The sequence below is a fragment of the Candidatus Thiodiazotropha endoloripes genome (assembly GCF_001708965.1).
Lineage (GTDB): Bacteria > Pseudomonadota > Gammaproteobacteria > Chromatiales > Chromatiaceae > Thiodiazotropha > Thiodiazotropha endoloripes.
This window is the reverse complement of record NZ_LVJW01000003.1, coordinates 1,688,668-1,710,164: the sequence shown is the minus strand read 5'-3', so window position 1 is coordinate 1,710,164 and position 21,497 is coordinate 1,688,668. Positions and strand designations below refer to the sequence as shown.

Below are 21,497 nucleotides of genomic sequence, written 5' to 3'. Positions count from 1 at the left end.
CAACGGACTGCATCATTTTAAAATGCAGTCCGTTTTTGTTATGAAAATTATTAGTTTTTTTTTATTTCTTTATATTCTTTCAGGCATCGCCTCTTCAGCTGAAAAGTCGCCAAAATACACAGGTTCATCCACATGTGAAAGCTGTCACCAGGTGCAATATATGGCTTGGTCCAATTCCCATCACAGCTGGGCCTGGAGAAGACCGGAATCAGCCAATGTTCTAGGCGATTTTAATAATACCAAATTCGGACATGCGGGCTTCACTTATCGATTCCTGAAGGAAAGCGAGGATTATTATGTCATTGCTGACAATGGAGAGGATAAAACCGAACGATTCAGAGTGCATTCAGTCGTAGGCGTCACACCATTGCAGCAATATCTCGTAGAGACGGGCAGGGGGCATTTACAAGCTTTGGATGTGGCCTGGGATAGTGATAACAATCGCTGGTACCATCTCTATCCTGAAGAGGATACTTCTGCTGGTACTGGTATGCACTGGACGGGATCGTACAAAAACTGGAACTCACGCTGTGCAGAATGCCATGCTACTGACTATCAAAAAAACTACGACCCACTCAATAATCGCTATACCAGTCACCAGGCTGAAATCGGCGTCGGTTGTGAAGCCTGTCATGGCCCAGGGGAAGCCCATCTTTCCTGGGCAAATGAACCCGAAAAATATGTAACCAACACTTGGAAAGGAACCAACACAAAGGGTTTAACTGCAGCATATTTGAGAAATAAACCTGAATCAGAAATAAACCTCTGTGCCGGTTGCCACTCTCGACGGGAGCCAATTAGTGCCAACAGCCCTGAACCCGGTAGTTACTACGATAATAATTATCGACTCTCACTTCTGAGTCATGGTCTCTATTTTCCTGATGGCCAGATACAGGATGAGGTTTACGTGTATGGTTCTTTTTTACAATCGAAGATGTACGAGAAAGGGGTTAAATGCAGTAATTGTCATGATACACACAGCTACAGGTTGAAAGCTGAAGGTAATGCCTTGTGCACTCAGTGTCACAATCACCAAGGTAATGGATTGTTTCCCTCCTTAAACAAAAAAAATTACGATTCGACCGATCATCACTTTCATCAGTTGGGTAGTGAAGGGGCTGAATGTATCGAGTGCCACATGCCTGAGCGCCATTACATGGTAGTGGATGGACGGCGAGATCACAGCTTCCGTATTCCAAGACCAGATTTATCTGAGAAAATGGATGTTCCCAATGTCTGTAACAACTGCCACCAGGATAAAACAGCTTCCTGGGCTAAAGAAGAGATAGCCAAGCGTCATCCAAAAGTGCAGCATAATACGAACCATTTTGCTGAAGTATTCAATCCCACAGAAAACAGGATTGATTACCAGAGTGTCAAACAGCATTTGGAATTGGCCAATGACCAAAAACTACCGGCAATTGTTCGAGCCACTGCACTGGAACGTCTGTTTCCTGCTGCTGGCAAGTTAGACTTTCGAGAAATAGAACCCTTGCTTACAGATGATAATGCCTGGGTTCGAACGGCAGCGGCCAATCTTATTGTATATTCACCCCATACAAGCAAGGCCCAAATATTAATCCCGCTATTGAATGATTCTGTAAGAAGCGTACGCCTGGAAGCGATTAAAGCATTTCTGGAGACAACTCCAGAGAAAGTGACATTATCTGAAAGATTGATGATTAAGAAAGTCATGAGAGAGTACCAGCAGTCTTTGTTGGATAAGGCGGATTTTCCGGAAATTCAAATGGTGATTGGTGGTGTGGCTTTAACCAAACGAAATATACCGGCCGCTATCAGTGCCTTTGGCCAGGCGGTTGAATTGGACCCTCAATTAATTCAGGCTTGGGTTATGCTGGCGAGAATAAGGGCTGCAGTTGGAGAAACATCAGAAGCAAAACAGATGCTGAAGAAGGCTGTTGAAGCCAATCCGGATAACAAGGAGTTAATGCAAATGTTGAAAAATTTCGGTTTATAGGTTTTATTACAATAAGTAGGGCACCTGGACGTCCAGATAAGAGTTTAAAAACTTAAGCGTTCCCTAATCAGATTTACGACTCCACACGGATCAAAATATCCTCCAACTCTTTGCGTTGCCTCTCGTCTGTCATCGGATAAGTCTCCAGCCAGGTATTTACCTTGAATCCCGGTTCGATCATTCGAATCTCTTCGATCTCCCAATCAACCGTGTCGGTATCTTGCTGTGCAAACGCTGTCGCCAGCAGGTAGATGTGTGTTTCGAGATTGGTCGGATTGCGCGCCAGGGATTCGCGCAGATTGATCAGTGCCTGTTCGTACCTTCCCATGAAGTAGTATGCCCGCCCAAGCAGCAGATAATAGAGGTATCCGGCATTCTGGTTGAGGCGCAGGGCAGTGCGCAGCTGGTCGATGCTGAGCTCAGGTCTGCCGAGATAGGTGTTTATACCTCCGATGAGCGCGTAGGCATCGGCATAGGACTGATCAACCTCCAACGCCCGTCGCAAATGTATCAGCGCTACTTCGTGCTGCCTGTGTTGCGCTGTGACATAGCCGAGGACCCAATGCACCTCGGCGATATCCTGATCAATCTGCGCGCCTGTCTGCGCCATCTCCTGGGCTTTTTGCAACGCCTTCCCACCGTCCTGGGCCCAATGGTTGCGGAAATCGGCCGCATAGCTCAAGGCCAGTCCGGCATAGGCGCGGGCGAAGTTCGGATCGTGTTCGATGGCCTGCCGGTACCAGCGGCGAGCCCTACTGTTGGCATCGCGGTCGCGGAGTAGCAACTCAGCCTGGCCTTTAAGAAAATCCTCGTAGGCCAGCAGGTTTGGTGTGTAACGGCTGGCCAGACGCTCCAGGTCCGCAGTGGAGACCTGGATGGCAAGTTGATCCACCACATCGCGGCTGATCGAACGCTGGACCTGGAAGATGTCGTCCAGTGCCCGCTCATAGCGTTGCGACCACAATTGCCTTTGCGACGCAGTATCCACCAAACGTATATGCACGCCGATAAGTCCACCGGACTGCTGCACGTTGCCATAGACCTGGTAACGAGCCGCAATCGGGACCGCGTTGCTGACTGACGGATTGATGATTGCCAGGTCGGGCAGGCCGGCAAGGTCTGTAATCAGATCGGCGTGCATACCGCGGGCGAATCGTTGCTCGCGCGCGTTCCCGGAAATAGCCTCGAAGGGCATAATTGTCAGCGTCGCGTCTTCGGCAACGACGACTTCGACCGGATCCAACCCTCTGTCGTCCAGAGACGGGGCGTAGACAAACTGGTAACCAAGGATCACGGCGGCAGACAGGATAACCAAGGTCACAACCACTGGCATTAGATAGGGATTAGTTCCCGGCTGGTCCTGCTTGGGCTGCTCAATGAAGGCATCAGCGGAACCGGTCCCGGCGTCTACATCCGCCAGCAGACAGTAGCCCCGCTTGGGTATGGTCTGGATGTAACTTGGATCGCGGGAACTGTCGCCCAACGCCTTGCGCAACTTGATGATCACCTGAGTGAGTGCGTCATCGCTCACCACCACGTCCTGCCACACGGTGTCGAGCAGTTCCTGGCGGGTCACAGGTTCACCGGCACGCTCAACCAGGCGCTGCAATACCAGTGCTGCCTTGGGTTCTAGGTGGATGACCGAGTTGCCATCCCGGAGGCGATTGAGTTCCGGATGAAACCACCATGATCCGATGCGTATGGGCGCCTTCCGCTCTCCGCTCAATTCCGGCATTGAGCCGATCCCGATCCGAATTCAAGCCGACTCACAATGATTTTGGTTGGCATAACCCTATATATTCGCACGTGTTTTATTTTCTTAGGAAAAGCTTAGTGCTTTCTGCAGGTTTTTTGTCGTCTGCGCTACCACGATTACAGCACAGGCCGGCGGGCTTAACCAATGGCTGTTCAACAACATACTTTATGAGGATTCAGATATGCCTAAATTCATGATTGAGCGCGAGATCCCCGGTGCCGGTGACATGAGTCAGAAAGAGCGTCAAGGCGGCGCCGCCATGTCCAATGAGGTCATCGACAAGCTGGGCAATCAGATTCAATGGGTTCATAGCTATCTTACCCAAAACAAGTTCTATTGCGTCTATATCGCACCAGATGCCGACATTATACTGCAACATGCCGAAATGAGCGGGTTTCCGGCGGACCGGGTGGAAGAGGTCAGGGGACTGCTGGATTCCACGACGGCGCAATAGGGCGTCTAAACCACTACCGGAGCGACTCGATGAGCAAAGTAGCTGTTGTGCAGAAATCACCCGTGGTATTGAACCGCGATGCCACCATTGCCCGCGCCGTCGACCTGCTCGACCAGGCAGCTTCCCAGGGTGCCGAGATGGTCGTCTTCACCGAGGCGTTCATTCCCGGCTACCCGGCGTGGATCTGGCGCCTGCGCCCTGGTGGCGATTGGGGTACCACCGAGGCACTTCACAAGCGCCTGCTAGAGAATGCCGTCGATCTCGAAAGCAATCAGCTCGATCCTCTCTATCAAGCGGCGCGGAAACATCAGCTGACTGTGGTTTGCGGCATGCACGAACGCGACCACGGGTGCAGTCGAGCGACCCTCTACAACACGGTTGCGACCATCGGTCCTGATGGCATGTTAATGAACAGGCATCGCAAGCTCATGCCCACCAATCCGGAGCGTATGGTCTGGGGAGCGGGGGACGCCTCGGGCCTACGAGTTGTCGATACGCCGGTCGGTCGTATCGGCACCCTGATCTGCTGGGAAAGCTACATGCCGCTGAGCCGATATTCGTTGTATGCCCAAGGCATCGATATCTATATCGCGCCGACCTATGACAGCGGTGAAGACTGGCTCGGCAGCATGCGACACATAGCCCGGGAAGCCGGCTGCTGGGTGATCAACAGCGGCACCCTGCTGCATGCCTCTGACATGCCTGACGACCTGGAAGCGCGTGCCACCCTCTATCCCGATGCCGATGAGTGGATCAACGGCGGCGACTCGGCGATCATCGCACCCGGCGGGGAGCTCGTCGCCGGTCCGCTTCGCAATGAGGAGGGTATTTTATATGCCGAAATCGATATCGAACGGGCCGCTATGGCGCGCAGAACCCTGGACGTTGTCGGTCACTACTCACGCCCGGATATCTTTACATTGCTTGTCAATGCAAACGCCTACGCCCCGATCAGCTTTTCTGAACAATAGACTGATCGACAAATCATCCATCCCTAAATAGCCATCCTTTTTTTACAACTGTATTTACAAAGATACTTGGACGTCGAACGTTCATTGGACGCATGAAAGGAGAGATATGACATAATGTATATTTAACATAATATACATTATGAACATATATGCAATTTGCTTATTCAGGAGAATATAGTTAAGTATATATATTAAATATGTTCTATATCTCACTGTTTTTAGATGTATATTTTAATGCTTTATACATCAGAGCTATGATCCCTCATTCCAAAACCACATGACATGGTACCAGAGCAATAATAACGACACGCTACGTAAAATCTACCATTGTCCCCTGACACGAAGTGTCTACATTTCACGTAGGAGTACGTCCATAGAGGCTCTAAACATCTGATATACCAGGAATATACTCCACCATAATTTGCGAATTTTAATTGGGTATTGGTCTGTTATTACACGGAATGGATGGTCTGGAGGCCACTATTCTGGGTTTCTGTCTTTATCGATTACAGCTATCAAGCTATTGCATCGCCGTCTGCTGTAAAGAAGTGCAGCCGTTCCGGGTCGAAGCCTAATTGGATGCTATTCCCTGTTCCATAAAGTGCTGGGCCAGGCAAGCGAGCGACCTGTGTTTTCTGATCCCCACCAGGTACTACGCATGATGCCGTGAAATATACCAGACATTCGTGTCCTAGCGACTCGACACTTTCTACGGTCATCTCGGCACCCGAAGTCGATGTTGAAAACATTTCCGGACGCAGGCCCGCCAACATTGGTCCTTCCATGTACTCTGTCAGTGAGGGTTTACGTACCAACAGCGGTTCGAATGGGATCTGCCAAGTACCGGCGGCGAGTTGAAGCATCCCAGTATCTCTGTTCAGCGTCGCATCAAAGATGTTCATGCCTGGATTACCCAGGAAGACCGCGACAAAAGTGTTGGCAGGATGCTCATAGAGTTCCTGCGGTGGTCCTACCTGTTGTAGTTTTCCCGCGTTGAGTACCGCTATGCGGTCGCCCAATGTCATTGCTTCAACCTGATCGTGAGTGACGTAGATCGTCGTGACTCCCGAGCTTTTTTGCAGACGGATGATCTCGGCACGAATCTGAGTACGTAGCTTGGCATCCAGGTTGGACAGTGGCTCATCCATGAGGAACACTTGTGGTTGACGCACCATGGCCCGCCCCATAGCGACCCGCTGGCGTTGACCACCTGATAACTGCCGAGGCCGCTTTTCCAGTAGATCCGTGAGAGTCAACAAGTGGGCAGCATCCTCAACCCGCCGGGCTATTTCGGACTTGGACAGCTTCATCATCCGCAAGGGGAACTCAAGATTTCGACGTACGGTCATGTGTGGGTAGAGCGCGTAATTCTGAAACACCATCGCAATATCACGGTGTTGTGGTGAACACTCGTTCACAAGCTTGCCACCGATCAACAGCTCACCATTGCTCACCGCTTCTAATCCTGCCAACAGCCGCAAGGCTGTCGACTTACCACAACCCGACGGCCCCACCAGCACCATCATCTCCCCATCTTCGACTGCCAGGCTGAACTTCTCGAGGGCTTTTGTGCCCTCTTCAAAGATCTTATCAACATGTCGATATTCAACGTCGGCCATAGCGCCCTACCCCCCTTACCCTTTTATACCGGTGTGGGCAACACCGCGAACGAACCAACGCTGAAACAGCAGGAACACCACCAGAATCGGTAGCACCATCATCACACCGAAAGCTAAGATATCCCCCCATTGCAGTGGCGGCAGGCTATGAAATGTGGCAATGGCCAACGGTAATGGTCGCACGGTCTCGCTGCTGGTGACCATCAGCGGCCAGAGAAAGGCGCCCCACTGGGAAAGGAAGGTCAGTATTGCAACGGTTGCGAAAACCGACTTAGCATTGGGCAGAATAATACTGAAATAGGTGCGTAGCACTCCAGCGCCATCGATACGCGCCGCCTCCTCTAGTTCGCGCGGCAGACCGATGAAATGGGTGTAGAACAGATAGACGGAGAATGCATTAGCGATGAACGGTAAAATCTGCACTAAATATGTATCACGCCAACCGACCAGCGACACCATGTAGAAAAGGGGCACGGCAATAGCCTCGAGGGGAATAATCATCACCGCTAACACCAGACCGAATAGTACGTCACGCCCGCGCCATAGTAGACGGGCAAAGGCGTAACCGGCCAGGGAATTCACCAGCAGCCCCGCTCCCACGATCATCCCGTTGATGAACAGGGAGTTAAGCAGGTAGCGGGCAAAGTCCACGCGGGCAAACACATCCCGATAATTATCCAGCGTCACCCCGGCAGGCCAGAAGGCACGCCAATCCCCCGCCTCCACTAAAACCCGGGCATCCGGCTTCAAACTGCCGGCCAGCATGAAACCAATTGGGCTGATAAACAGCAGCCCAAAGAGCAAAAGGCACAAATAAATCATTGGGAGGAACGAACGGTGCGTCATGTCACCTCCCGTTCCTGGCGAGCGACTCGGCGTTGCAGCCTGGTGATCAACAACACCACCAGAAACAAGATTACAGTCATGGCTGCGCCTCGCGCCACCTGTTGACGCGCAAAGGCGGCTTCTACCGTTTCGAACATCACAGTGGTGGAAGCATCATTAGGACCACCTTGGGTCATGATCTGCACCTGATCGAACAACCGGGAGGCAAGAATGGTGGTCACCAGCACGACGAAGATCAACGTATTGCGAAGTTGAGGCAGCGTGATATGCCAGAATTGCTGCCGACGGCCGGCGCCGTCAATAGCGGCGGCTTCGTAGAGTTCCGCTGGAATGGCCTGTAGGCCGGCAAGCAGGATGACCATCTGGAAGCCGGTACCCTGCCAGATCGAGGTCAACATGATCGCCGGCAACGCAAAGTACGGATCGTGAAGGAAATCACGTGGGGTCCAGTTACCTAAGCTGACCAGATCCAGAAAAGCGTTCATCATTCCATTGGGTCCCGGAGCGAAAATCAATACCCAGACAACGGCTACTAATGAAAGTGGGAACACTACGGGCATGAAGAACAAAGTACGGAACCATGTGATGCCGTAGAGCCGTCGATTGAGCAGTAATGCCAGAACAAGCGCCAAGACTGTCTGCAACGGCACCACCACGACCACGAACACCAGATTATTCAGCAGGGCGCGAACGAAAGAAGGGTCGGAAAAGATACGGCGATACTGCTCGAACCCCATCCATTCGAGGGGCAGCGGCGAACCGAGTCGGAGGTTGGTAAAGCTGAGCGCCACAGCGAACAGAAATGGCACCACAACAAACAGCAACAACCCTACTAGTGCCGGGGCACTCATAAAGGCGGCGATAAAGTTCCGACTATCCAATAACGGTTGTCTCATAATCGGCACGATCTGGTTGGCGACCTCTGTTCAATCCACCTGAGGATAACCTTTGTTATCACGAATGTCCTGATCGATCTCAGTCGCCGCCTTATCCATCGCGTTTTGTATGTCACCACCGTTTCGTATATCGATGAAAGCCTGCTGAAAAGCCGATGTAATGACTGGATAAGCAGGCGTTTGTGGACGTGGTACGGAGAATCCCCCTTGCAACTGCCGGGCAAACAGTTGCAGCGGCCCTTTGTCGCCATACAATGGCGAGCGAGCGATGGCCGTGCGAGTGGCCGGTACTGCCCCATTGGCTGCAGCCATCACGAGGACCTCGTTTGGCTGGAGCAGAAACTCGAGCAATCGTACGACTGCCTGAGGGTTTTTGCTGTGCTTTGTGATACCCCATACCCAAGAACCCTGGCCTGTGCGCGAACCCTTGCCAAGGTCAGGCAGCGGTAAAAGGGCAAGATCGCTACCCAGCGCCTCTGCATAGCGAGAGTATTCCCAGTGTCCGGCCCACGAAAGTGCAACACGGCCGCTGACAAAGGCAGCATCATCCACATTGCTATCTATGTAGCCACGGGTAAACCAGTTCTGCAGAGCTTTCATGGCCCTTACCGATTGAGGACTATTCAGAATCCCCTCTGCAGATTGATAGTCGTTGCGATCGATAAGATCTCCCCCGGCTGATTGCAGCAATGGGGAGAAAGCATAGGTAAACCATTCGCCTGAATAGTTGAGCTTCAGGTCCAATACCCTACCGTCAGGATCACGAGAGGCGAGTGCTGCCAGCACAGTAGCAAATTCGTCGTCTGTCCAGGCATTATCAGGCCCGGATGGAATTTGCACACCGGTATCCTTGAGTGCACTGCGCCTTGCATATAGTCCTAGTCCGGAATCAAAAGTGCCAACAGCGTAAAATTTGCCAAGATAATGGCCCTGCTTTTGAATTGACGGCAGAAGTTCTTCCTGCAACTTCGCGCTTAGCAACTTATCCAAAGGTTCCAAGTGACCTTGCCAGACATAGTTGTAGAGAAAGGGACCGTCAAATTCAAGCATATCAGGCAGTTCGCCAGCTACTGCAGCTGCTTGCACCTGAGCATTGTAGGACTGCTCAGGGATAAATGTAAGCTGGACTTGTATCTCTGTCTGTAAGCTATTAAAACGTTTTACTTGTTGTTCAAGCACCTTTCTTTCAACTGCCTGACCTGCATGTGCCCAGACCATGAGTACAGTCAGGTCAGACTGCTGATCACTGCAGCTTATGATTAGCGCCAATGAGCCGATCAAAAGATATTTCCACATAGCCTCAATAGTCCATTTTTATCACTGTTAATGAGTTGTGCAACCTCAGGGTATCAGACGTTGGCAATCGTTTCATGAATGCATGATATATTCATTTATGGTCATCGCATTTCAGGGATTTCACCCTAACCCGATCCTGGAGGAGTCTGGACAGTCGGCTGGAGCGCCTTAAAACGAGGTCATAGCGGAGTTAAAAACAGAGACAATAAATCGTGGATGAGATCGGCAATTTGTGAGCCCGTCATTGCTATATCGTCTCTCAAGAATAGTAGATTGATTAGAGAACAGACTACGCAGATGTCCACCAGGTGATCTGGAAGGTGTGATTACCCCTCCCATCTTGATCCTGTTTCAGACACAATAGCTTGTGTTCAAGGGTATCTATTTGATCAAGAATCTCATAGGCAAACGCATTGTGTGAATATTTTTTATATGTTGCCTCCCAAGAAGATACGGTGCTAAGTTCGTCAACCACTATAGGTTATGACACCCCAGAGCAGCCCTGGTGAAACCTCGTAGTTGAATTCTATGCCGAACTGTTAATAGAGCCAAATACGTCCATTCCGAGCCTCATCGGGGTTTACTTCACTTGCCAGTAATGTGATGGTTTTACTGCAGCATCAAGCAATTACCTTGCCCACAAGACAAACTGGTTCATAAAATACGCGCCAATTCTTTGTCTCTTAAACCCGGCTAGATTCATGAAGATACCGCCACCGATTAGGTCTACGCTTTGACCGTAATACCCAGCTTGCTCTAATCAGACCATGAAAGGATAGTGAAATTATTTTGTGATCAGTTGAAACATCGGTAAAATATCGCCTTTTCCAAATTCCAACTTTTATGGATATGTGATCTAGCATGACTAACTTACTTGTAGAACAGCACGATGAACTTGTTGTTGAAATGGCCAAATTCTATCTGGAAAATATGGAGAAAGAGTTAGGCAAGAAATATGTCGATAACAGCCACGAGGTTAATGCCAGTCTCTCTGATTCTCAGTACAGTGAATTAAAAGGTAAATATGACATAACCGACTTTGAGTTTGCTGACCTCTATAATGAGTTCCAGAAGATGAAGCCAACCAAGCATCTCAAATCCACACTGGATGCATTTGCAGCCTCTGGTGGGAATGTGGATATTGAGCCTGTTTTCGATGAAAAAGAACAAAAACTGAATATCTCCATCAGTTTCTCGATCAAAGACCAAACCTATGAAACAATTGAAGGTCTGAGTGCACTGGAAGAGATCATATTAAAGATGAACGCCATGATTCAGATCGATAATGTTCTTTCAGGTGCTGATCCTGATGTAGAACCGTCATTCTAGATTCAATCCTAAAATAGCCCTTTTTTATCGTCTGCTACGTAGAATCCACCACGCTTACCTTTGTTAAGGCATGTGGATTTCACGTAGATACGCCCTGCCATATCAGTTAGTACGTCTTTGTCATGGGATTCTGTCATTTTCTTCAGTTTTAATAGTTACCCAACTGAAAAAAAGTTACCTTCCGGATAGTAGCGCAAACCACTTTCGGGTGAACCACCACTGAAAGCACTCGCGAAGAACTCCTGGACTTTCTCATTTTTCTCAGCCGGCTTGGCAAATGGTGCATGCGAGAATCTGACCCAGGATGCATCGGTAAAATTGATGTAATGGGCATCTCGACTCGACAGATTGCGCACATAGTGACCAAGCCGGGCCAACTGTTCTGATCCTGCCTTTGCTCGTGAGGCACGCAAGGCGTAGTCGTTCTCATTGATGGTGACATAGAGACGGTTCCGAAATCGGATCTGATCAACCCATTGGTCATGTTCAAGGTTGTTGGCATCCGCCTGGCAGAGAATGACATTGTCAAAAAGCAGGTGATTGCCTTCGTTGCTTGTACTTTTAATCACCTGCTTGAGTAGGTAGTTACCCATACTGTGAAACATGGCATTGACGGTGAATGGACACTCTTTTTCCAGCAGACGAACATAGAGGTCCTCACATTGCGCGGCATTATCCGGGTGCTTGTTCTTGGCCATCTCGTAGAGTTCCAGCCTTCTCGCTTCTGTAAGCAACTTGAAATAGCGAAAACTGATCGCCAGAACCCGATCCAAGGCACCGGCAGAAGCACGTGCATCACGCTTGTCTGATCTATAGTTCAAGACACCGGAAACACCACCGCCGTTAGCTGGCCAGGAGAATGTGAATACTTCTACACCATAGTGCTTTTCCAGATAGCTTGCAGTCTCTATCACATCTTCCAGGTCATTGTTGTAACCATGGATAAAGAAAAGGATATGACGACGATTTTTACGCGCTCTACGGGTAAGCTCACAGGCAACTCTTAGACTGGCGTAGTGTGGCTGTTGCGGATCGACCGTTAACCGGAACTCTTTTTTTAGCTTTTCAACTTCAGTTTTCTTAAGCTCGTCATCCAGATAGTTAACAGACCACCCCGTTCCCCGCTTTTTAACTTCAGCCAGACGTAGCTCATTGGGTCCTTTTGCGTTCGGCCTTTTACCAAACTGATCGAGGCCGTTTGCATTCTGAATCACTTCACGATTGGTCACGACAAACATCCTGATATCCTCTTCAAATTCGTTGTTATTTTATCCTAGTAATCTGTGTACCTAGTATAGCTGTTTAAAAATCTGTCTATTGGTAAAAAATCACTAACTTGATGTAAGCGCACTCTTATCAACTACACGCTTTAGGACTGACTTTGTCTCATCATAATACAGTCGGGTATGACCACCCTGCCCTCTATTTTATCGGCCACAAATAGTGTCATTGAAAGTATTTAATTTTTGTTTCATAACGACGAATCTTGTAGCTTAATGAGGGAACTATTCGTTGATCTCAAGTATGCTAGACGTGACAAGGTTGGTCGGTTCGACTTCAATCTAAGAATGATGAACGGCCATTTCCACAAAGGGGTTTTCCCCATTTGCCTGTTTCAGCAGGTCAATTTTTGAAAAGTGTGCTCGTCTCATTACTTTTTGATAATGTTATGTTATAACATTTTAAATTGATTTATCAGGAGATCATATCGCCATGACCAAGACCAACCAGGGACTCATCCTTCTTTCCTGCTCACTTTTTGCCGCCTCCAGCCAACTCCATGCGGCAGATTCACACCACGGAGAACATGAAGCCCATACCCATGGGGATGATTCCCACCATGAGCAGCATGAAGCCCATGTCCATGGAGAAGCGCAGTTGTTAATTGCCCTGGACGGCTCCACCCTTGAGCTCGAGTTTCAGTCTCCTGCAATGAATATTGTCGGTTTTGAGCATCAACCGAAATCCGAGAAACAGGTCAATGCGGTGGAGGCCGCTATGGATACTCTGAATCAGCCTAATCTGATATTCACCCTCTCCTCTGCCGCCCAATGCAATCCTGTGTCAATTGAAGTGGAGTCCCCACTGTCCGAACATGACGGACATGACCATGATCATGATCACGAACACAAGCACGAAGAAGAGAGTCATAGTGATTTCACTGCGCACTACAGTTTTCGATGTGAGCAACCCTCACGGCTGGAAAAGATTGAATTTGACCTCTTTAAACGCTTTCCAGGTACAGAACAGCTTGAGGTACAGAGTATTTCTAAAAAGGGGCAGCAGAAGATAGACTTAACACCCGGAAACAATACCCTGGAATTCTGAGATATTTGATGCCACAAACCGCTGCCATACTGTTAAAAGACCTTCGTTTTGGTTGGCGTAAGAACCTGCCTGAGGTATTGCACATAGCGGATCTTGAAGTACCCCGTGGCGAACGAATCTTCATTGGAGGCGCCAGTGGTAGCGGCAAGAGCACCCTGTTGGCACTGCTCGCCGGGGTCAATCTACCAACCCGTGGTGAGGTAACGGTCCTCGGTGAGACGATCAACCGTCTCAGCGGCGCCAGGCGGGACCATTTCCGCTCCGATCACATCGGATTTGTCTTCCAGCTGTTCAATCTCATCCCCTACCTGTCCGTGTTGGAGAATGTCACCCTGCCCTGCCGTTTCTCACAGCTACGCAAACAGAAGGCTACCGAATCGAGTGGCGATCTTCACGCTGAAGCGATGCGTCTGCTGACACACCTGGATATGGCCCACGAGAGTCTCATCCATCGCCCGGTGACGGAACTCAGTGTTGGACAGCAGCAACGGGTCGCCACGGCCCGGGCCTTGATCGGCGCACCCGAGATCATCATCGCTGATGAACCCACCTCCGCCCTCGACAGCGATATGCGGCAGGCTTTTCTAAGGTTGTTGTTCCAGGAGTGTGACGAGTCCGGGTCGACCCTGCTGTTTGTCAGCCACGACCGTCAGCTTGCATCCCTGTTCGAGCGCCATATCGCGCTGGATGAGCTCAACCAGGCCGATCGGGAGGGGCTGTGATGGCGATCCTCTCCCTTGCCTTGAAAAGCCTCTTCAATCGCCGATATACGGCGGGGCTGATCCTGATCAGCATCGCCCTGAGTGTCTCACTGCTACTGACTGTCGAGCGCTTACGGGTGGAATCACGCAACAGTTTTGCGCACACCATTTCAGGCACGGATCTGGTGGTTGGCGCCCGCAGTGGCTCGATCAACCTGTTGCTCTACTCGATATTCCGTATCGGTGACGCCACTAACAACATCTCCTGGAAGAGCTATAAAAAGTTTGCCGAACACGACCTGGTGAAGTGGACCATCCCCATCTCTCTTGGGGATTCACACAAGGGCTATCGGGTGATGGGCACCAATCAGGACTATTTCCGATATTACAAATATGGCAACAAAAACAGCCTGACCTTCAACCAGGGCCAGCCTTTCAAACAGGTCTATGAAGCTGTTTTGGGACAGGAGGTGGCCCGCAAGCTCGGCTATCAAGTCGGTGAGAAGATCATCATCGCCCATGGCGCCGGCAAGACCAGTTTCACACTGCATGATGACAAACCGTTCGAGGTGGTGGGTATACTCCAACCCACCGGCACACCGGTCGATCGTACCGTCCACGTTCCACTGGAAGGTATTGAGGCGATCCATAAAGACTGGATAGCCGGCAGACAGGTTGCCGGACTGCAGATCAGTGCTGAGGAGGCACTGGAAAAGAATCTGACACCGAAGGCGATCACCGCCTTTCTGGTAGGATTGAAGAGTAAAATCGCCACCTTCCGGGTTCAACGGGCGATCAACGATTATCGTAAGGAACCTCTGTTGGCGATTCTCCCTGGGGTGGCGCTGCAGCAGCTCTGGGACATGATGGGAGTGGCAGAGAATGCGTTACTGGTCGTCACGGTCCTGGTGGTGTTTGTGGGCCTGATCGGGATGCTCACTGTGATGCTGGCGGGTCTCAATGAACGGCGCCGGGAGATGGCGATACTGCGATCGGTGGGGGCCCGTCCGGGACACATCCTGCTACTGGTCACCGGCGAAAGCCTATTACTAAGCCTGCTGGGGATCGCGCTTGGCTTGCTGCTGCTCTATACCGGCCTGGTGCTCGGCCAGCCTGTTATCGAAAGTCGCTATGGCCTACACCTGCCGATCGGCTTCCCCTCACTGCGGGAGTGGATTATCCTGGGCCTGGTTGGAACTTCCAGTTTGATCATTGGCCTAATACCCGGCTATCGTGCTTATCGCTACTCTCTCTCAGACGGTATGAGCATGCGTATCTGATGTGTAGTTAACTATTTGATCACCTACAAAAAGTACACTTGAGGTCAACAGATGAAACACTGGCTTGCGATACTGGTTTTTGTAGCATTTCAGCTCTCCGCAGGCTCCATACAGGCAGAAACAGCCCAAGAGCTGGAGTGGGATGCGATGATCCCGGAGGACTATCGTCCTGACAAAATCATGAACCAGTTCGGCGATATCAGTGAGCTTGATGATAATGACCCCAGAGCGCAGAAAATCATGGATGAACTTGAGGCGGCCTGGAAGGTGGCGCCAGTAGTGGAGAGTCTGGATGGAAAACGGGTCAGGATACCGGGTTTTGTGGTGCCGATTGAAGGAGACGGGAAGAAGCTGAGTGAATTTCTCCTGGTACCCTACTATGGCGCCTGTATTCATGTACCGCCTCCACCCGCCAATCAGACCGTCTATGTAAAGGTGCCAAAGCGGGATGCAAAGATCCGCCAGGCTTTCGATACCGTCTGGGTTACCGGAGTCCTCAGCGCCAAGTCCTTCAACAGTGATCTCGCCACCGCCGGCTATCAACTGCAGGCAGAAGAAGTCGCGCCATACGATGAGTAACCAGGCTCGTCTGCTTACAGGTGCAAGCCTGTGCAGCGTGCTTTTCTGCAGTCCCCTTCAGGCCAAGGAGATAACCTGCCATCTACACACACCGGCGGACTATAACAAGTTCAGCAAACAACCCCTCGTGATACCCGCGGTGGGTAATCCCTCAGAATGTGAGCAGCTCAATCTGCAAAGCTTCGGTAACAGAGGCCGATGCCATTGCCCTCAAAACGGGATCCGTTTTCAGGAGAACAGCGGCCCGGCTGATTTCTCTCCCTCAAGGAATCGACCTGAATTGTTGCCATGATTGGACAGTTCGATGTTGCAGGGATTCAATATCAGTTGGATCTGATAGATGACGATCAATCTGAGCGGGATACAGACAAGCAGCTCAAGGCAAATCTCACCGCGCATATTCTGATCACACATCGTCCCTCCCATCTGTTTTTGCCAACAGACATCCTGCGGTGATAATTATGGCATCAGCACTGGATTTGAAACGAAATAGAATGCAGTCATATGTTCTGTGTCAAAGGCCGATATTAACACTTTTCACTAAGAGCACAGTATCGCTACGTCAATCTAGAACTACGTCAGGTTATCCCAGAAATTGTATAACGCCTGTGATCCAGCAAAGAGCCAATGAAACCAAGATAGGTGCTGACCAGTATGTAAAGCAGACCCTCGAACAACTTGCAGGGAGAGACACGAAATTTAGATTGGTAAAACCAAATTCTTGAATATACTTTATCGAGTAATCCCAAACATGACCGTGAAACTGATCAATCAACAACACCTGCAATGGACAGAGCGACCCTAACAATAAGTTTTGTATAGATATTAAGTAGTTGTTTTGGATATACAAGAAGCAAGTTGAACTATATCCAAGATTGCAATCAAAGTGTGTGGTTGGTTTCACTGCTGCTTCCCAAGCAAGCTGGTTATGAACGGTTTCTGAAACACTCCGGAGTTATGAGGATAAAATGTTAACCTGGCAAAAAATCCTGGAATTCGCCAATCAGGGCAACCCGGCTGCGGATCGCAAGGTTGTCAAAAGCGACACAGAATGGCGCGAGATACTCTCTCCAGAGGCCTTTCACGTTACCCGCCAGAAAGGTACGGAGAGACCGTTCAGTTCAGAGATGTGCGGCCTGTTTGAACCCGGTCGTTACGCTTGTGCCTGCTGTGATACGCTGTTGTTTGACGCACAGCAGAAGTTTGATTCCGGTACAGGCTGGCCCTCTTTCACACAGCCCGCACAGATCAATGCCATTGCCTATCATGCGGATAACTCCCATGGCATGCAGCGGGTTGAGACGCTCTGCAATACCTGCGACGCCCATTTGGGGCACGTCTTTCCCGATGGGCCTCCACCGACCGGATTACGCTACTGCATCAATGCCCTGTCACTGAAGAAAATCCAGGACTAGGAAACCCGCCGGACCCTTGCCAACAGGAATTCGGCCTGATCGGCCAGAATGTTCTTTCCACGTAACATGAGGTGCTCTGCATAGCAGGGAGCATAGGGTATTGCCAGCAGCTCAACCCCCCACTCGCCTGGTGTTCTGGCCCCCTTCAGATGATTACAGCGATAACAGCAGCTGACCACATTGGACCAGGCATCTGTGCCTCCCCGACTTTTCGGTATCACATGATCTCGTGTCAGTTCACTGTTTCGAAACTGCTTGCCGCAGTAGAGACAGAGATGACCATCCCGGGCAAACAGGGCCCGATTGGTCAAAGGTGGCTGATAGGATTCGGACCAGAGGTGGGGTTGCACCTTTGAACGGGTAAGCAGAATGGATGAGACCTCGATGCAGGACTGCAGACCGGTCAATGCATTGATGCCGCCTCGGACAACACGGGTTTGCTGGCCCAAAGGAGCCAATACCCGATCGGTTGCAATCAGGTGTATTGCCTTTTCCTGGTTAAGCCAGCGACTTGGATTGCCAGCCTGGTCCAGCGCCAGAATGGGCATGACGGTCTGCATCGTGAGGGCCCCTCCATTCAGTTGCACGAATAATCTATCACAACAATCCAGAGAGTTTGTAGATAAATGGCGGACTGGGTTCGAATTAAGTGCTAAAAAACCGCAAAATGCACGGAATATTTCAATGCAATCTCAATTGTTTTACGGTTTTTACTCAGGCAATTGCGGTAAATCCTCTCCATTAGACACTCAATAGGCTCATAATTGACAACCTGTTTCTCTTTTTTCCCGTTTAATGCAGTTTTATTGCAGGATCGATACTGCGTCTAAGCATCCTGGCCAGTGTGGTCAATCCGGTTCTCCACCAGCCGAACAAGGTCAACTGATGCATTTTGTACAAAGACAAATAGACCCATCTGGCGATCCAGCCACTTACCCGTACACTGCCGGTAATGGCTCCCATCAGACTGCCGACGGTGCTGTATCGACCCAGCGTTACCAGTGAGCCGTAGTCATGGTAGATGTATCGCTTGTCAAAGCTCTGTCCCTTTATCCTTTTGACCAGCGCTTTGGCGACAAATGAGGCCTGTTGATGCGCAGCCTGGGCCCTGGGTGGTACCAGATCCCCCTGCTCATTCATTACGCAGGCGGCACAGTCTCCGATCGCATAGATACGCTCATCATCTTCAAGGGTCAGATCACCGTGAACCTTAAGCTGATTGATATGGTTGACGGTGAGATCGAGCTGAGCAAGAAAATCTGGGCCTTTGATACCTGCAGCCCATACCTTGATCGCGGCGGGAATCACCAGACCGGAGTCGGTGTGAACCGCATCCGCGGTGACTTTGGTGACCATTTGCGAGACATGCACCTGAATACCCAGACTCTCGAGCTCTTGTTGTACCTGACTTGAGAGCTTTTCCGGTAGAGCCGGCAGTATTCTTGGCCCGGCATCCAGGATATGCAGATGGATATGGCGGTCCGGCTGAATGGTCTCAAATCCGTATTGGGCGATCTGCCGGGTCACCTGATGGAGCTGAGCTGCCAGTTCAACACCGGTCGCACCGGCTCCCACAATGGCCACATCCAACTGGCCATCCTTTAACGCTTCTTTTTGGGTATTGGCCTTGATCAGAGCTTCCAGTAACTGCTGTTGAAAATGGCTTGCTTGAGATTTTGTATCTAGCATCAAGCAGTGCTCCTGAACACCGGGAATACCAAAATCGTTACTCACACTGCCAACGGCAAAAACCAGGTAGTCATAGGAGAAATTGCGACTTGGAATCAGCTCCTCTCCCTGCTCGTTGTGCAGTGGCGCCAGAACAATCTCACGCTTTACCCGATCCAGATCCTGCATGATGCCAAGACGGAATCGATAGTGGTTCCAACGGGCATGTGCCAGATAACCAAGTGCATGTTGTGCCGGATCGAATGTACCGGCAGCCACTTGATGGAGTAACGGTTTCCATACATGGGTTCGGGTGGCATCGATCAGGGTTACCTGTGCCTTGTCATGCTTGCCTAAACGTCTGCCAAGATGGGTTGCGAGCTCGAGACCGGCAGCGCCGCCGCCAACAACAACGATTTTCGGTGATTCCGACATCAGTGGCTCCAAGTTGACTATGTGCTTAAACAGATTGACTGAGAGTCAGGAAGCAGACAAATTCCATTTCCGATTTCAATTCAGACTCGTATTAGCTGAGGTTTCTGACATCTCAAAACGATCTGCTGATCATCATCCATCTGTGATGATAGAGCTAGGATAGTGCGCCAATTTCGTTAAGTCCAACAATAACTTAGCTGTCACATTACCGTACATATGTACAAGGTGTATGTATCAGACCGGGTGCTCTTTTCAATAGATTTCCAATCGATCCGATGTATCAAGTTAGACTCAGGTTAGGAAACCGAGTCCAAGTTCAATCCGTGGTTTCTTTGACAGAAGTGTAAGGTACAGCATTGGCATTCGCGTCGTAGATGAAAACTCTGTTTCTACCCGCATCCTTGGCTGCATAGAGGGCATTGTCAGCCAGACCGAGTAAGCTGTTCAGGTCTTTTCCAGGTTGGGCTTCGACTGCAACCAGACCAATACTCACAGTAACCTCAACACCACCTGGCTTGAGTGCCTCAACCGCTTTGCGCATCGCTTCACAGCGAGAGGGTATCGCTTCACCATGAGCCAGAACAACAAATTCCTCTCCGCCGAAGCGGACCGGCAATCCATCCTGAAATAATTGATTCAACAACTTTCCCATCGCAATCAATACCTGATCGCCAACCAGGTGTCCTTCCGTGTCATTAATCATTTTGAAATGATCAAGATCGATGATAATCACCCATCCATCATTCCGCTCTGTGAGAAATGTTTCACCTGCTTCTACCAGATAGAGCCGATTATGAGTTGAGGTCAGGGCATCTGTCGTGGCCATTTGTTCAAGATTTGCTGCCTGCCGGCGTAAGGTGTCATATTGAAATTTAACCAATAACAAGGCACGCACCCGGGCCATTACCACCTCTTCCACCAGAGGCTTATTCACGAAATCATTGGCACCTGCATTAAACACCGCCACCTGGGTCTTAATATCTTCATTGCCGGTGGTCACCAACACGGGTAGTTCCTGTTGTGAGTAGTGTTGCCGGACTCGGATTGAGTAGAGCAGATCCCCACCGGTCATTTGACCCTGCAAGTGAAAATCTGTAATGACCAGATCAAAACTCCTTTCATTAGCTTGACGGGATTTTTCCAGCAGATTCAACGCCTCTTCCACAGAGCTGGCATGAACCACTTCCATACCATGTGCTTCCAGCATCTGTCGTGTTGAGGCAATGGCTGTTTTACTATCTTCCAGATAGAGGATACGGCCAAAGAGGTCAGCGTTGCGTGCCAGAAACGATTTGATGAATTGACCAAATGCCATATAGCCATGGGCTTTATCAAAATAGTCGGTGACACCGGCATTGTAACCTTCATGCAGCAAGCGTTGATCAGCATCGGATGAGACCACAATCACGGGGGTGTAGCGATGTCTTTTACTGCTGCGTATTTTCCGACACAGATCCAGCCCATCCATATCAGGTAGCAGCAGTGCGGTGGTGATCAGTGAAAAGCGCTCCTCTGCGATGCGGGCCAGAGTCTCGTTTGCCGTTGCGCAGCTTGAGATATGAATTTCAGGCATAGCAACCTGTAAGCGTCGGATGAGCACCTCCCGCGACGCGTTAGAACCATCGACCAACATGATTTTATTGATCATTCGTCTCTGAACGGTCCTTTAGCTTTAATCATAGCGATGTCCATTTTGGATTCCCTTTTGGTGTATTGTATATGATCTTATGGCTCAGATTGAAACCAGATTGGTTCAGGGAAAATAGTATATTATTCAGAAATGGGCCCATGATGAAATAATGTCCAACAATCTTTTTACTATTAATAACTTAGTATAAAAGTTAACTGGTCTTTAATTCAGTTGAATGTCATACGAGGTGAAAAAAGACAAAAAATGGCCAGGAACAGGCTTGGGTGCTGCCTGATTACGGTCTTACATGGCGATC

Annotated in this window: 19 protein-coding genes; 9 read left to right on the top strand and 10 right to left on the bottom strand. The window is 50.0% G+C overall.

Features of this window, described 5'->3' with window-relative positions:
- Positions 1–40 precede the first annotated feature (40 nt).
- Positions 41–1,978: a multiheme c-type cytochrome gene (locus A3193_RS07595; protein WP_069014745.1), complete on the top strand. Its 1,938-nt coding sequence runs from the start codon at positions 41–43 to the stop codon at positions 1,976–1,978.
- A 73-nt stretch (positions 1,979–2,051) separates the two neighbouring features.
- Here the strand turns inward: A3193_RS07595 and A3193_RS20270 are convergent, their stop codons facing one another.
- Positions 2,052–3,713 carry a transcriptional regulator gene (locus A3193_RS20270; protein WP_083218608.1) on the bottom strand — a complete coding sequence of 554 codons (1,662 nt, stop codon included), beginning with the start codon at positions 3,711–3,713 and terminating at the stop codon, positions 2,052–2,054.
- 202 nt (positions 3,714–3,915) lie between these two features.
- Between A3193_RS20270 and A3193_RS07585 the strand changes: the two genes are divergently transcribed.
- Positions 3,916–4,188, top strand: a complete 273-nt coding sequence (locus tag A3193_RS07585) for a DUF4242 domain-containing protein (RefSeq protein WP_069005763.1) — start codon at positions 3,916–3,918, stop codon at positions 4,186–4,188.
- A 29-nt stretch (positions 4,189–4,217) separates the two neighbouring features.
- A complete protein-coding gene (locus A3193_RS07580) occupies positions 4,218–5,159 on the top strand; it encodes a carbon-nitrogen hydrolase family protein (protein WP_069014443.1) in 942 nt (313 codons plus the stop codon).
- A 515-nt stretch (positions 5,160–5,674) separates the two neighbouring features.
- Here A3193_RS07580 and A3193_RS07575 read toward each other — a convergent pair.
- From A3193_RS07575 to A3193_RS07560, 4 genes are read right to left on the bottom strand one after another with little or no spacing between them, the layout of a single operon-like run.
- The gene (locus tag A3193_RS07575) at positions 5,675–6,778 is read right to left on the bottom strand and encodes an ABC transporter ATP-binding protein (RefSeq protein ID WP_069014442.1); all 1,104 of its coding nucleotides are present in this window, start codon (positions 6,776–6,778) and stop codon (positions 5,675–5,677) included.
- Positions 6,779–6,793: 15 nt separating this feature from the next.
- The gene (locus A3193_RS07570) at positions 6,794–7,624 is read right to left on the bottom strand and encodes a carbohydrate ABC transporter permease (RefSeq protein ID WP_069014441.1); all 831 of its coding nucleotides are present in this window, start codon (positions 7,622–7,624) and stop codon (positions 6,794–6,796) included.
- Positions 7,621–8,505, bottom strand: coding sequence for a carbohydrate ABC transporter permease (locus tag A3193_RS07565; RefSeq protein ID WP_305782011.1), 885 nt, complete (start codon positions 8,503–8,505; stop codon positions 7,621–7,623). Before A3193_RS07565 ends, A3193_RS07570 begins: the two co-directional genes overlap by 4 nt.
- Before the next feature lie 45 nt (positions 8,506–8,550).
- Entirely contained in the window at positions 8,551–9,816 is a 1,266-nt protein-coding gene (locus tag A3193_RS07560; RefSeq protein ID WP_069014439.1) for a sugar ABC transporter substrate-binding protein, read from the bottom strand.
- A gap of 861 nt (positions 9,817–10,677) precedes the next feature.
- Between A3193_RS07560 and A3193_RS07555 the strand changes: the two genes are divergently transcribed.
- Positions 10,678–11,145: a hypothetical protein gene (locus A3193_RS07555; protein WP_069005489.1), complete on the top strand. Its 468-nt coding sequence runs from the start codon at positions 10,678–10,680 to the stop codon at positions 11,143–11,145.
- 155 nt (positions 11,146–11,300) lie between these two features.
- Here the strand turns inward: A3193_RS07555 and A3193_RS07550 are convergent, their stop codons facing one another.
- Entirely contained in the window at positions 11,301–12,383 is a 1,083-nt protein-coding gene (locus A3193_RS07550; protein WP_069005490.1) for an alpha/beta hydrolase, read from the bottom strand.
- Between the two features lie 475 nt (positions 12,384–12,858).
- Here A3193_RS07550 and A3193_RS07545 point away from each other — a divergent pair, with 475 nt between their 5' ends.
- Genes A3193_RS07545 through A3193_RS07530 form a run of 4 tightly spaced genes read left to right on the top strand, consistent with a single transcriptional unit; the run spans position 12,859 to position 16,033 of the window.
- Positions 12,859–13,473 (top strand): DUF2796 domain-containing protein, encoded by a 615-nt coding sequence (locus tag A3193_RS07545; protein WP_083218607.1) that lies wholly within the window; start codon positions 12,859–12,861, stop codon positions 13,471–13,473.
- A gap of 8 nt (positions 13,474–13,481) precedes the next feature.
- A complete protein-coding gene (locus tag A3193_RS07540) occupies positions 13,482–14,195 on the top strand; it encodes an ABC transporter ATP-binding protein (protein WP_069005491.1) in 714 nt (237 codons plus the stop codon).
- Positions 14,195–15,454 carry an ABC transporter permease gene (locus tag A3193_RS07535; RefSeq protein ID WP_069014438.1) on the top strand — a complete coding sequence of 420 codons (1,260 nt, stop codon included), beginning with the start codon at positions 14,195–14,197 and terminating at the stop codon, positions 15,452–15,454. The genes A3193_RS07540 and A3193_RS07535 overlap by 1 nt, the downstream gene beginning before the upstream one ends.
- Before the next feature lie 51 nt (positions 15,455–15,505).
- Complete coding sequence (locus A3193_RS07530) at positions 15,506–16,033, top strand: DUF3299 domain-containing protein (RefSeq protein ID WP_069005493.1); 528 nt, start codon at positions 15,506–15,508, stop codon at positions 16,031–16,033.
- Between the two features lie 228 nt (positions 16,034–16,261).
- On the opposite strand, the gene A3193_RS07525 is transcribed toward A3193_RS07530, so the two are convergent.
- Positions 16,262–16,447 carry a hypothetical protein gene (locus tag A3193_RS07525; protein ID WP_069005494.1) on the bottom strand — a complete coding sequence of 62 codons (186 nt, stop codon included), beginning with the start codon at positions 16,445–16,447 and terminating at the stop codon, positions 16,262–16,264.
- 554 nt (positions 16,448–17,001) lie between these two features.
- Between A3193_RS07525 and msrB the strand changes: the two genes are divergently transcribed.
- Positions 17,002–17,448 (top strand): peptide-methionine (R)-S-oxide reductase MsrB, encoded by a 447-nt coding sequence (gene msrB / locus A3193_RS07520; protein ID WP_069005495.1) that lies wholly within the window; start codon positions 17,002–17,004, stop codon positions 17,446–17,448.
- On the opposite strand, the gene A3193_RS07515 is transcribed toward msrB, so the two are convergent.
- The 3 genes from A3193_RS07515 to A3193_RS07505 form a co-directional block, all read right to left on the bottom strand.
- A complete protein-coding gene (locus A3193_RS07515) occupies positions 17,445–18,008 on the bottom strand; it encodes an HNH endonuclease (protein WP_069005496.1) in 564 nt (187 codons plus the stop codon). The two genes, msrB and A3193_RS07515, sit on opposite strands and share 4 nt — an antisense overlap.
- 232 nt (positions 18,009–18,240) lie before the next feature.
- The gene (locus A3193_RS07510; protein WP_083218606.1) at positions 18,241–19,551 is read right to left on the bottom strand and encodes an NAD(P)/FAD-dependent oxidoreductase; all 1,311 of its coding nucleotides are present in this window, start codon (positions 19,549–19,551) and stop codon (positions 18,241–18,243) included.
- A 316-nt stretch (positions 19,552–19,867) separates the two neighbouring features.
- Positions 19,868–21,199, bottom strand: a complete 1,332-nt coding sequence (locus tag A3193_RS07505) for a response regulator (RefSeq protein ID WP_069005497.1) — start codon at positions 21,197–21,199, stop codon at positions 19,868–19,870.
- Between the last annotated feature and the right edge of the window lie 298 nt (positions 21,200–21,497).

What these genes read in the sequence shown, in the direction of transcription:
- A3193_RS07530 (WP_069005493.1), top strand. Translation starts at nt 15,506, where the DNA reads ATGAAACACTGGCTTGCGATACTGGTTTTTGTAGCATTTCAGCTCTCC.
- A3193_RS07510 (WP_083218606.1), bottom strand. Translation starts at nt 19,551, where the DNA reads ATGTCGGAATCACCGAAAATCGTTGTTGTTGGCGGCGGCGCTGCCGGT.
- A3193_RS07540 (WP_069005491.1), top strand. Translation starts at nt 13,482, where the DNA reads ATGCCACAAACCGCTGCCATACTGTTAAAAGACCTTCGTTTTGGTTGG.
- A3193_RS07525 (WP_069005494.1), bottom strand. Translation starts at nt 16,447, where the DNA reads ATGTGTGATCAGAATATGCGCGGTGAGATTTGCCTTGAGCTGCTTGTC.
- A3193_RS07505 (WP_069005497.1), bottom strand. Translation starts at nt 21,199, where the DNA reads ATGATCAATAAAATCATGTTGGTCGATGGTTCTAACGCGTCGCGGGAG.
- A3193_RS07515 (WP_069005496.1), bottom strand. Translation starts at nt 18,008, where the DNA reads ATGCAGACCGTCATGCCCATTCTGGCGCTGGACCAGGCTGGCAATCCA.
- A3193_RS07570 (WP_069014441.1), bottom strand. Translation starts at nt 7,624, where the DNA reads ATGACGCACCGTTCGTTCCTCCCAATGATTTATTTGTGCCTTTTGCTC.
- A3193_RS07575 (WP_069014442.1), bottom strand. Translation starts at nt 6,778, where the DNA reads ATGGCCGACGTTGAATATCGACATGTTGATAAGATCTTTGAAGAGGGC.
- A3193_RS07545 (WP_083218607.1), top strand. Translation starts at nt 12,859, where the DNA reads ATGACCAAGACCAACCAGGGACTCATCCTTCTTTCCTGCTCACTTTTT.
- A3193_RS07550 (WP_069005490.1), bottom strand. Translation starts at nt 12,383, where the DNA reads ATGTTTGTCGTGACCAATCGTGAAGTGATTCAGAATGCAAACGGCCTC.
- A3193_RS07535 (WP_069014438.1), top strand. Translation starts at nt 14,195, where the DNA reads ATGGCGATCCTCTCCCTTGCCTTGAAAAGCCTCTTCAATCGCCGATAT.
- A3193_RS07595 (WP_069014745.1), top strand. Translation starts at nt 41, where the DNA reads ATGAAAATTATTAGTTTTTTTTTATTTCTTTATATTCTTTCAGGCATC.
- A3193_RS07585 (WP_069005763.1), top strand. Translation starts at nt 3,916, where the DNA reads ATGCCTAAATTCATGATTGAGCGCGAGATCCCCGGTGCCGGTGACATG.
- A3193_RS20270 (WP_083218608.1), bottom strand. Translation starts at nt 3,713, where the DNA reads ATGCCGGAATTGAGCGGAGAGCGGAAGGCGCCCATACGCATCGGATCA.
- A3193_RS07555 (WP_069005489.1), top strand. Translation starts at nt 10,678, where the DNA reads ATGACTAACTTACTTGTAGAACAGCACGATGAACTTGTTGTTGAAATG.
- A3193_RS07560 (WP_069014439.1), bottom strand. Translation starts at nt 9,816, where the DNA reads ATGTGGAAATATCTTTTGATCGGCTCATTGGCGCTAATCATAAGCTGC.
- msrB (WP_069005495.1), top strand. Translation starts at nt 17,002, where the DNA reads ATGTTAACCTGGCAAAAAATCCTGGAATTCGCCAATCAGGGCAACCCG.
- A3193_RS07580 (WP_069014443.1), top strand. Translation starts at nt 4,218, where the DNA reads ATGAGCAAAGTAGCTGTTGTGCAGAAATCACCCGTGGTATTGAACCGC.